Below are 10,331 nucleotides of genomic sequence, written 5' to 3' on the forward strand. Positions count from 1 at the left end.
CACGTCGAACCCCGGGGTCCTCACTGTCACCCGCATCGCCGGCAGCGACCGCCAGGACACCGCCGCGAAGGTCTCGGCCGCGACGTTCGCCGCGAACGTGCCCGTCGTCTTCGTCGCCACGGGCGGCAACTTCCCCGACGCCCTCGCCGCCGCTCCGGCCGCCGCGAAGCAGAACGGACCGCTGCTGCTTGTCGACCGCGACTCCATGTCGCAGCCGGTCCGCGACGAGCTGCGCCGCCTCAAGCCGAGCAAGATCGTCGTCGTCGGCTCCGACCTGAGCGTCAGCGAGCGCCTCGCCACCGAGCTCGCCGCCTACGCGAAGACCGGTGAGGTCCAGCGCATCGGAGGCGTCGACCGCTACGACACCGCCGCCCAGCTCGTCGAGGCCGCCTTCCCGAAGGGCTCCTCGCAGGCCTGGCTCGCCACCGGCGAGAAGTTCCCCGACGCCCTCGCCGCCGCCGCCGCGGCCGGCTCGGTCCGCGCACCCGTCCTCCTGATCAACGGTGGACAGAGCACCGTCGACGACCGCACCCGGTCGCTCGTGCGGGGCCTCGGCGTCAAGAAGCTGACGATCGCCGGCGACCCGCTGTCGGTCAGCACCGGCATCGAGACCTCGTTCGGCATCACGCCCGTCCGCATCGGAGGCACCGACCGTTACGACACGTCGGTCCTGCTCAACCGCGACGCCTTCACCGCCGCGTCGACGGTCTACCTCGCCACCGGCGAGAAGTTCCCCGACGCCCTCGCCGGAGCGAACGCCGCCGGCTTCACCCGCAACCCGCTCTACACCGTCAAGCCCGACTGCGTGCCGCAGGCGGTGCTCGACGACATCGACGACCTGGGCGCCACGAAGGTCGTGCTGCTCGGCGGCCCGAACACCCTCTCGGAGGGAGTCGCGTCGCTGACCGCCTGCCGCTGATGCGGTAGCGAGTCACCCGCGCCGAGGGCCGGGGTCGCCGTGGCCGGCGGACGGATGTCGTGAGACGTTCCGTTCCGCCGGTCGGGGCGGCCCCGGCCCTTCGTCGTCGCGACGCGTGTCGGCGCCGCCTCCGAGCTGCGCCCGATCTCCAGAAGTCGCGGTGAGCGCGAGCGGTTCCCGCAATTTGTTGAGGAGCGCGGCGGCTCCGGGAGTCGCGCCACCGCTTCTTCCGCAGCAGACGGCTGCAGAAGTAAGGCTGAGAGTCGCGTTCGCACCGGGACCCGCGATTCGCGGCTGATGAGCCTTAGTTGCGCGGGTCTCGCACAGAGGAATGGCAAACGAAGACCGCGGGATCGACGCGAGTCCAGGTGTCGGTGATCCCGGAGGCCTCCCGCACCCAGCCCGGCTCGCAGGGAATGGTAGGAAGAGCCCATGCCCCGCCCCCACGTCTTCGTCACCCGCGGCAGCCTGCTGAACTTCGCCTGCGACGCCTGGCTCCTCCCCACCGATTCCCGGCTGATGATCACCTCGTTCTGGCGAGCGCTTCCGGGCCTGCAGGAGCGGGTCGACGCGGTGCGCACCGCCGAGTTCGCTCGCGGGGAGGACGTCGCCCTGCCGCTCGCTCCGCGGGAGGGCGAGCCGACCCCCGTGCTCACCGCGGTGCCGCCGCGGCGCATCTCCGGCCCCGAGGATTCCACGGGCTACGCGGAGGTCGCCCGTCGACTCCACGCCTTCGTCGAGCGGGCCGCCGGAGTCGCCCGAGCGCACCCCGTGACGAACAGGCCGCTGCCCCTGCTGGCCGTGCCGGTGTTCGCGAGCGCGGGTGGAGGGTCGGGCGCGGTCCGCGACGCTCTGCTCGTGCAGCAGCTCCGCGTGCTGCGCGAGGCGGCGGAGGAGTTCCAGGTCGACATCGCGCTGGTCACCCGGCGCGACGACGTGCATGCGTTCGCCCAGTCCCGGCGGCGGGCGGAGGCATCCTGGCCGGAGCTGACGGCGTCGATGCTCGACGAGGTGCACGACCTCGCGGGCCGAGCTCGAGCCGGCCGTCTCGTCCCCTTCCTCGGCGCCGGTGCGAGCGTCAGCGCCGGTGGCCCGTCCTGGGGCGAGCTGCTGCAGAAGCTGGCCGCGCGCATCGAGCTCGACAGCGCCACCGCCTCACGCCTCGCCGACAAGAACATCCTCGACCAGGCCTCCTACCTCGCCACCCTCTTCGATGAGAAGGAGCCCGGTTCCTTCGCGAGGGCCGTCGCCGACGAGATCGGATCGCTGCAGCGCTACGGACTCGCTCCCGCCCTGCTCACCGCGATCGACTCCGAGCAGGCGATCACACTGAACTACGACCGCCTCTTCGAGACCGCCGCCGCCGACGCCGGCACACCCCGCTCGGTCATCCCCGGCGTGCAGGAGGCGGGCAGCGAGCGCTGGCTGCTCAAGCTGCACGGCACCGTCGACGACCCGTCCTCCATCGTCCTCACCCGCGACGACTACCTCGGCTTCGACTCCTCGCGCCGCGCCCTCTCGGCGATCGTGCAGGCCACCCTCGCCACCCGCCACCTCCTCTTCGTCGGCTTCGGCCTCACCGACGACCACTTCCACGAAATCGTCCACGACGTCCGCCGCGCCTTCCCGTCGAGCGGACCGGGTGACCTCGCCACTGCGCTGACCCTCTTCGAGGACCCGCTGGACGAGCGCCTCTGGCAGGGCCGGCTGCGCCTGGTGCCGATGCTGCGCGTGCCTTTCGACCGTTCTCGCCTCACCGAGGCGGCCCGTCTCCTCGAGATCTTCCTCGATGCGCTCGGCGCCTTCGCGACGGATGCGCACTCGTACCTGCTGGCGGACGGGCACGAGAGTGCGCTGTCGCCTGCCGAGCTGCGGTTGCGGGAACGGCTCGCGTCGCTAGTGAGTGAGACGTCCGAGGAGGAGCGTGCGACGGGAGCCTGGGCGGAGGTTGCGGCGATGGGGGCGCGGCTGGGTGCTGAATTTCCAAGGAGAGCGCCGAAGCGATCCTAAATTCCGTCACCCGACCCCGTGAGAGATCATCTTGTGAACAGCTGGCTCGACGGGAGGACGGAGGATCTCCACCGGGTGACGCCAGTCCCCGCGCCCAGTCCGCCGACCGGGTGGAACGACCAGCCCACGATCTGCATGACTGCACGACATCGATGACCCCGCTCGCGGAGCGGGGAGCCTGCCGGCTGACCATCACCGCACACCTGAGGGGAACCACCATGACCGACGAACAGACCACCGACACCATCGAGGAAGCGACCGCCGTCGAGGCGATCACGCTCGAGACGGAGATCGCTGAAGAGGAGGCCGTCCTCGACATCGCTAAGGCGGTCAGTGCCCGCCACTCGATCGCGCGCAAGTACGTCCTGCGCCTGCGGCGCCGGCGTCCCGACGCCTCGCCCGCCGACCTGGTGCGGATGCTCGAGCGCCACTACGGCACCTCGATCACTGCGGCCGGTGCCCTCATCTCAGCGGGCGCCATCGCGGCCGACGTCGGCATCGCGATGATCCCCGGAGTCGGCGCCGCTGCAGCCGGGGTGAAGAGCGCCGGCGCCCAGGCCGCGAAGAAGGCGACCAAGGAGGCGACGAAGGCCGCCGTGAAGACGGCCGCCAAGAACGTCGCCCTCGGCGCCGCGAAGTCGGGTGCGTCGCGGGCGGCCAGTCTGCTGCCCGCCGGCGACGAGCAACTGCAGTTCGAGATCACGGCGATCTTCGCTTTGGCGCTCGCCGACATCCACGGGATGGACCTCGACCAGGATCAGGCACAGGCGCTTGTCTACGGGCTGACGAACGATCGCGTCGGCGCCAACCAGATCGCGGTCATGGCCTCCGACGTCGCCGCGGTGTCCGCAGGCGAGACCGCCACCGGTCCGTCGACCGCCGTCGCGCGTACCGACTGGGCGAGCACGCTGGCCGACTCGCTTCCGGCCGGAGGCGCTCAGAGCCTCGTCCGGACCATCCAAACAGGCCAGCTCGACGGCGTCCGCGACACGCTGACCGGAAAGCAGCAGGCTGCGGTCGACTACGGAGTCGGAGCACTGTCCGGCGGGATCGCGCGATTCGTGTTCGGCCGCGAGGTCATCAACGCTTCGCGCGCGGCATTCGCTGCGGCTCCGGAGGAGTTCCCCGCACGACTCGCCCTCACGGTGAAGCTCGACGGCGAGGACGACGACTCCGAACCGAACCGCGCGCTCGCGGCTCTCGAGGACGCCGCTAAGTCGACCGGCACCTGGGTCGCCGGAACCGCCGGAGCAGTGGGCGACGGCGTCGCGACCGCGGCGGGCGCCGTCTCGCGGCCCTTCCGCAGCGTCGACCTCGACGGCGACGGCATCCCGGACGAGGCTCAGGCGCTCACCGCGGTCAAGGGAGCGGCATCCGCTGTAGCAGGTGCCGCCGATGCAGTCGGCGGGAAGGTCGCGGGGCTTTTCAAGCGCAAGCGCGACTGAGCCGTCTCGTGGACGCGGATCGACCTGCGCTCCTTTACCCCACCGTCCTGAATTGCATGCGATGTCGTTCCTCGGCATCCAGCGGATGACGGACAACATCCGCGCGCTGGTCGAGGACACGATCGCGGCGGCGGTCGGCTCCGGCCGCGTCGTGCGCACCGAGATCGGCACCTATACGGCGCTCTGAGTCGTCGGGTCGCCCGAGAAGGCTCGTTCCCACCCGGGAGAACGGGGCTTCTCGGGCGACCCGCTCTTTCGGCGTTCCTTGACTGTCTTCCGACACTCCGACGAGATGCAGAAGCGGCTCCAAGGCGGTCGCGATCTCGCGTCAGGGCACTGCCGTTCTCCGCCATACGTCGAAGAAGGTGCCCCTCGTCGCCGATCGAGCAGCGCACCGCCCAGCAGCCCCGATGCCCGCAACGGCGCGGAAGTCACCGTCGCGATGACACGTCGCGCCGCGGATCCTGAGAACTCTGTGAGCACCGCATGACCGCCACCTGACCCCACCCCGAAAAGGAGGCCACGGCCCCTCCCCCCGCGTGCCGCCTTAGGGGGACAAGGCTCTTCTCGCCGCGACCGTATCTTGATCCAGCTCAGCTCGGACGGTCCGGTGAGCCGCGAGAAGGGGTCGGGTCATGACGGCAGTGCGCGCATCACTGCGCCGCCCTCGGCACCGCGGAACCACCCGCCGCAGCACCGCTCTCACCCTCGTCCTCGCGCTCCTCGCCGCCGTCCTCGTCATCGGACCGACCGCCGCCCAACGCGCCGATGCCGCGACCCTCCTCGTGCAGGAGTCCTTCGGCGGCACGAGCGTGCCCGACTCCGCGTGGCAGATGCTCGACAGCGCCTGCCTCACCAAGGCGACCACCGCCCCTCCGGCGGGCGCGTCGAACCTCGGCGTCTGCACCAACCGCACGGCTTCGCCTACGACAACCGCCGACCTCGGCTACCTGCAGCTCACCGACAACCGCACCAACGCCAAGGGCGGCGCGGTGCTCAACCGGGCCATCCCGGCCACCGGCGGCATCGACGTGCTGTTCGACCAGTACCAGTACTCCACCGCCACCGGGAACAACGGCGCCGACGGCATCGGCTTCTTCCTCACCGACGGGTCGCGCAACCTCACGGGGGCGGGCGCGCCCGGCGGATCGCTCGGGTACGGGCAGTCGACGACGGTCGACGGAGTGAACGGCGGATACCTCGGCATCGGGCTCGACGCCTACGGCAACTTCTCGAACACGGCGGCGCAGGGCGGGCTCGGCGCGGGCTGCCCGGCGACTCCGGCACCTCCCGGACAGGTCGCCAACCGCATCGTGGCGCGCGGCCCCGGGCAGGCGCGCACCGGCTACTGCTACCTCGCCGGAGCAGCACCGGTCGCGGGCACGCCTCCGGTCGCGAGCACACTGCGCACTGCGGTGCCGACGACGACGACGGGCACGGCGGCCGCGCTGAACCCGCCCACCTCCTACGGCCGCACGATCCGCGTCACCGTCTCGCCCGCCGCGTTCCCGGTCGTCACCGTCTTCTTCGGCGCGAGCGCCGGGCTGCCCGCCGCGCAGCTCACTCAGGTCATGCAGTTCACGATGACCACCGCGGCCCCCTCCACCTACAAGCTCGGCTTCACCGCCTCGACCGGCGGCGCGAGCGACACGCACCTCATCCGCAGTGTCACCGTCTCGACGATCAACGACCTCGGCGCCCTCAACCTGGTCAAGCAGATCGACCGCACGACCGCCCAGCCCGCGAGCTACGCCGAGGGCCAGACGATCCCGTACCAGTTCGTGGTCACCAACACCTCGCTCGCGAGCATCAACACCATCGCGGTCAGCGACCCGAAGATCCCGGTCGTCAGCTGTCCAGTGACGACCCTCGCCTCGCTCGCCTCCGTCACCTGCACCGGCAGCAAGGTCGTCACGGCGGCGGAGGCGGTCGCCGGCTCCCTCGTCAACACCGCGACCGCGACGGGGCGCTCCGGCACCACCACCATCACGAGCAACACGTCCACCGTGACGGCCCCGATCACCACCCCCGCCCCCGCGATCACGCTCGCCAAGACCGGCGCGCTGGCCGACACCAACGGCAACACCCGGGCCGACGTCGGCGAGACGGTCACCTACTCCTTCGTCGCCCGCAACACGGGCAACGTGACGCTGACCGGAGTCGCGGTCACCGACCCGAAGGTCACCGGCATCACGCCGACCACCGCGCAGATCGCGCCGGGCGGGCAGGCGACCTTCACGTCTGCCCCGTACACCGTGACGCAGGCCGACATCAACGCGAACACGGCGCTCACCAACACGGCGACGGTCAGCGGGCGGACGCTCGCGGCGACTCCGGCGACCGTGACGGCGACCAGCACCGCCACCACGCCCATCCGCTACGCCCCCGGTCTCACGCTCACCAAGGACGGGACGCTCAGCGGCACCGCCGTCGTCGGCGCGCGGATCAACTACTCCTTCACCCTGACCAACTCCGGCAACACCCCGCTCACGGCGGTCGCCATCGCCGACCCGCGGGTGGCCGTGACCTACGGCACCTGGCCGGGAACCGCCGGCTCGCTCGGCGTCGGCCAATCGGTCACCGCGACGGCGAGCTACGCGATCACGCAGGCCGACATCGACGCGGGCAGCGTGCTCAACACCGCGACCGCGACGGGCACGCCGCCGAGCGGGGCGGCCGTCACGTCCACCGCGTCGAAGACCGTCGTGCTCACCCGCGCCAACGACCTCGCCTTCACCAAGACGGCGAACCCGTCGTTCATCAGCGCGGCCGGCAGCGTCGTCACCTACACGTTCCGCGCCACGAACACCGGCAACACGACCCTCACGAGCGTCGGCATCAGCGACCCGAAGGCCGGGCTCTCGGCGCTGACCTTCACGTGGCCGGGCACCGCCGGCCGCCTCGCCCCGGGACAGGTCGTCAGCGCCACCGCCACCTACACGACCACCGCGGCCGACGTCACCGCCGGCACGATCGCGAACACCGCGACCGCCACCGCGACTCCGCCCACCGGCCCCGCGTTCACCCGCACCGCCTCCGTGGCGATCACGGTCGTGCCCGACCCGGTCGCCGACTCCGCCACGGTGGTGCAGGGCGGCTCGGTCGTGATCGACGTGCTGGCCAACGACGGGGCGGTCGCCACGGGCGCGACGTTCTCGCGGGCGCAGCTCTCGGCGACGCCGAAGAGCATCGGAGGCGCGACGTCGCCCGCGCCCGCCACTCCCGTGCAGGGGTCGGTCACCTGCGTCGACACCGGGGCGACCCGCGGCCAGTGCACCTACCGCCCGATCGCCGCCTTCGTCGGCACCGACGTCTTCGACTACGCGCTGCAGAGCACCTACGGCACCTGGAACGTGCGCGTCACGGTGACGGTCACCGCCGTGAACCACGCGCCCGTCGCCCGTGCCGACCGCGCCGTCGCGACCACCGGAGGCGCGCCCGTCGCGATCTCGCCGCTCGCGAACGACACCGACGAGGACGCCGGAACCAGCCTGAGCTTCACGGCCCAGACCGCCGCCCGCGGCAGCCTCTCGTGCGGCACCACCTGCACCTACACACCCCCGACCGACGGCTGGACCGGGACCGTCTCGATCGCCTACACGCTCAGCGACGGCGCGCTCACGGCGGCGTCCACGATCACCGTGTCCGTGGATCCGCTGCCTCTCACGCGCCGCGGGTTCCACGACACCGACGCGACGAGCGGGGCGGTGGGCCTGGGCACGTGGACGCGCTCGGCCGTCGTCGCGACCCCCGTCGCGAGTTGCACGGCGAACCGGCCCACGGTGCTCGTCTCGTGGGGCGCCGTCGCCGGCACCACGGGCTGGACGCTCGAGCGCCGCACCTCGGGCACGACGCCCGGCGCGTGGACCGTGGTCGCGACTCCCGCCGCCTCCGCCACCTCGTTCACCGACGACCGGGTCGGCGAGGGCCGCGGCTACCAGTGGCGGATCCGCCCCGACCTGCAGCGCTGGCTCGGCGTCGCGTCACCCGCCTCGACCGCCGTGACCACTCCGGCCGTCGTCTCGGCGAGGGGCTGCTGATGCCCGCCCGCCCCCTGAAGCTTCCCTCTGCGCAGTCCTGCGAAAGGGAGACCACGCCCGCACCGGGCACTGACCAGAGAGGAACGGTCGCCATGACCTCCGCAGCACCCCGACCCACCCGCACCACCCCGTGGAAGAAGATCGCCCTCACCGGAGGTGTCCTGCTCGCCGCGGGAGCGCTCGCCGGCGCCGGCGCCTTCGCCGTGTTCACCGACTCCGACACCGCCGAGACGACCGTCGACGCGGGTCAGCTCGACATCGTCGCGACCGGCGACTGGACGATCACCGACATCGCCCCCGGCGACACGGTGCAGCGCCCGCTGCTGATCGAGCTGCCGAACGCGACGAACGACGGCGACCTCGTCGAGTCCGTCCGCTTCTACCAGACCGTCACGGCCGAGACCCTCGGCACGGACGACCCGGCGCTGACCGGGCTCGGCGAGTCGCTCGTCACCGGAGCCGACGGCCTCGACTACCGCCTGCTCACCTGCTCGGTCGCCTGGACGACCTCGACCGCGCCGACCGGCCCGTACACCTGCGCCGGCGACACGACCGTCACCTCGCAGGGCAAGCTGTCGACCATCGGCGGCATCGCCAACGCGATCGACTTCACCCCGGCCGACTTCGGCCTCGCCCCCACCGTCGACGGCACCTTCCCGTCCGACACCGGTGCCGGCGCGACGCTGAACTCGCTCGTCGAGCTCGTGCTGCCGACGGCCGCCGACAACGACTACGAGAACGCCGCGGCGACCATCGAGTACACCGCTGCCGCGATCCAGCGCGACGGCATCCAGCAGTAGTCCCCCTGTCCGCGCCCGGCCCTCGCGGTCGGGCGCGGACCCCCTTCTTCCCCCGGAGTCACCATGCATGCCGCCCGCGCGCTCGGCGCCGTCCTCGCGACGGTCCTCCTCGCGCCCGCGGCGAGCGCCGATCAGCGCGACGTCCTCGACGTGCGCGAGCGCTCCTCCTCCGCGGTCGCGCTCGCCGATCTCGCCCCGGGCGACTCCTCGGAGTGGGCCGCCGAGGTGACCAACACCGACTCGACCGGGCACGCGCTCGCGGTCGGCTTCGACTCCGACGGCGCGTTGCTCACCGACGAGGACGGCCTCCGCCTCGCCGTCGACCTCTGCGACTCCCCCTTCGACGCCGTGCCCCAGGTCACTCCCGAGGGCCGCACCGTCGAGCGCTTCACCTGCGCGTCGGGCGACGTGCCCCTGGGCTCCGGGCCCGCCTCGGCGCTCGGCCGCCTCGAGACCGCCCGGCCGATCGCCGAGGGCTCGACCGTGGGCGTCCGGGTGCGCGTCGCGTTCCCGGAGTCGGCGGGGAACGCGCTCGAGAACGCGGCCGGGTCGCTCCGGGTCGTGTTCTCGGTGGCGGGAACGGGATCCGGCGCGCCGATCGACGACCCGGTCCCCGGACCCGCCCCCGCCTCGCCCGGCATGCCCGTCGGCTCGCTCGCCGTCACCATGCCTGCGGCGCAGTCCGAGATCCGCGCGGGCGACGTGGTCGTCTTCACCGACCCCACCGCCTCCTCGCGCCGCGTGATCCACCGGGTGACGTCGGTCTACTCCGAGGAGGAGGCGGCGCAGCTGCGCGACCACGACGCCGGCGAGCTCGCCCTGACCACGAAGGGCGACAACAACGCCGCCGCCGATCCGTGGATCCTCACCATCGCCGACGACCGCGTCTGGCGCGAGGAGGCCGTCGTGCCGCTCCTCGGCTGGCCGGGGATCGCGCTGACGACCCCCGAGGCGCGCTTCGCGCTGTTCGCGGCGGGCGGGGCGCTCGTCGTCACGGCCGTGCTGGTGGTCATCTGGCGCCGACCGAGCGCGTCGGGATCGCCTGCCCGGGCGGGAACCGCTGACCCCGAGCCCGCGCGAGCCGAGGCCGCCTCGTGAGCCGCGCCGCCCACCGCGT

Annotated in this window: 7 protein-coding genes; all 7 read left to right on the plus strand. The window is 72.3% G+C overall.

Annotated elements, in window-relative coordinates; all coding sequences use genetic code 11:
- On the plus strand, positions 1–919 hold a 919-nt coding region (locus NB037_RS16870), incomplete at its 5' end, for a cell wall-binding repeat-containing protein (RefSeq protein WP_251947830.1).
- 432 nt (positions 920–1,351) lie between these two features.
- On the plus strand, positions 1,352–2,929 hold the full coding sequence (locus NB037_RS16875; protein ID WP_251947832.1) for an SIR2 family protein: 1,578 nt from the start codon (positions 1,352–1,354) through the stop codon (positions 2,927–2,929).
- A 218-nt stretch (positions 2,930–3,147) separates the two neighbouring features.
- Complete coding sequence (locus NB037_RS16880; RefSeq protein ID WP_251947835.1) at positions 3,148–4,374, plus strand: hypothetical protein; 1,227 nt, start codon at positions 3,148–3,150, stop codon at positions 4,372–4,374.
- 61 nt (positions 4,375–4,435) lie between these two features.
- Complete coding sequence (locus NB037_RS19710; RefSeq protein ID WP_279309050.1) at positions 4,436–4,561, plus strand: hypothetical protein; 126 nt, start codon at positions 4,436–4,438, stop codon at positions 4,559–4,561.
- 448 nt (positions 4,562–5,009) lie between these two features.
- Entirely contained in the window at positions 5,010–8,414 is a 3,405-nt protein-coding gene (locus NB037_RS16885) for a CLIPPER-2 domain-containing protein (protein ID WP_251947837.1), read from the plus strand.
- Positions 8,415–8,506: 92 nt separating this feature from the next.
- The gene (locus NB037_RS16890) at positions 8,507–9,214 is read left to right on the plus strand and encodes a TasA family protein (protein WP_251947839.1); all 708 of its coding nucleotides are present in this window, start codon (positions 8,507–8,509) and stop codon (positions 9,212–9,214) included.
- Between the two features lie 63 nt (positions 9,215–9,277).
- Entirely contained in the window at positions 9,278–10,312 is a 1,035-nt protein-coding gene (locus NB037_RS16895; protein ID WP_251947841.1) for a S24/S26 family peptidase, read from the plus strand.
- Positions 10,313–10,331 lie beyond the last annotated feature (19 nt).

It is taken from the genome of Rathayibacter rubneri, assembly GCF_023743255.1.
Lineage (GTDB): Bacteria > Actinomycetota > Actinomycetes > Actinomycetales > Microbacteriaceae > Rathayibacter > Rathayibacter rubneri.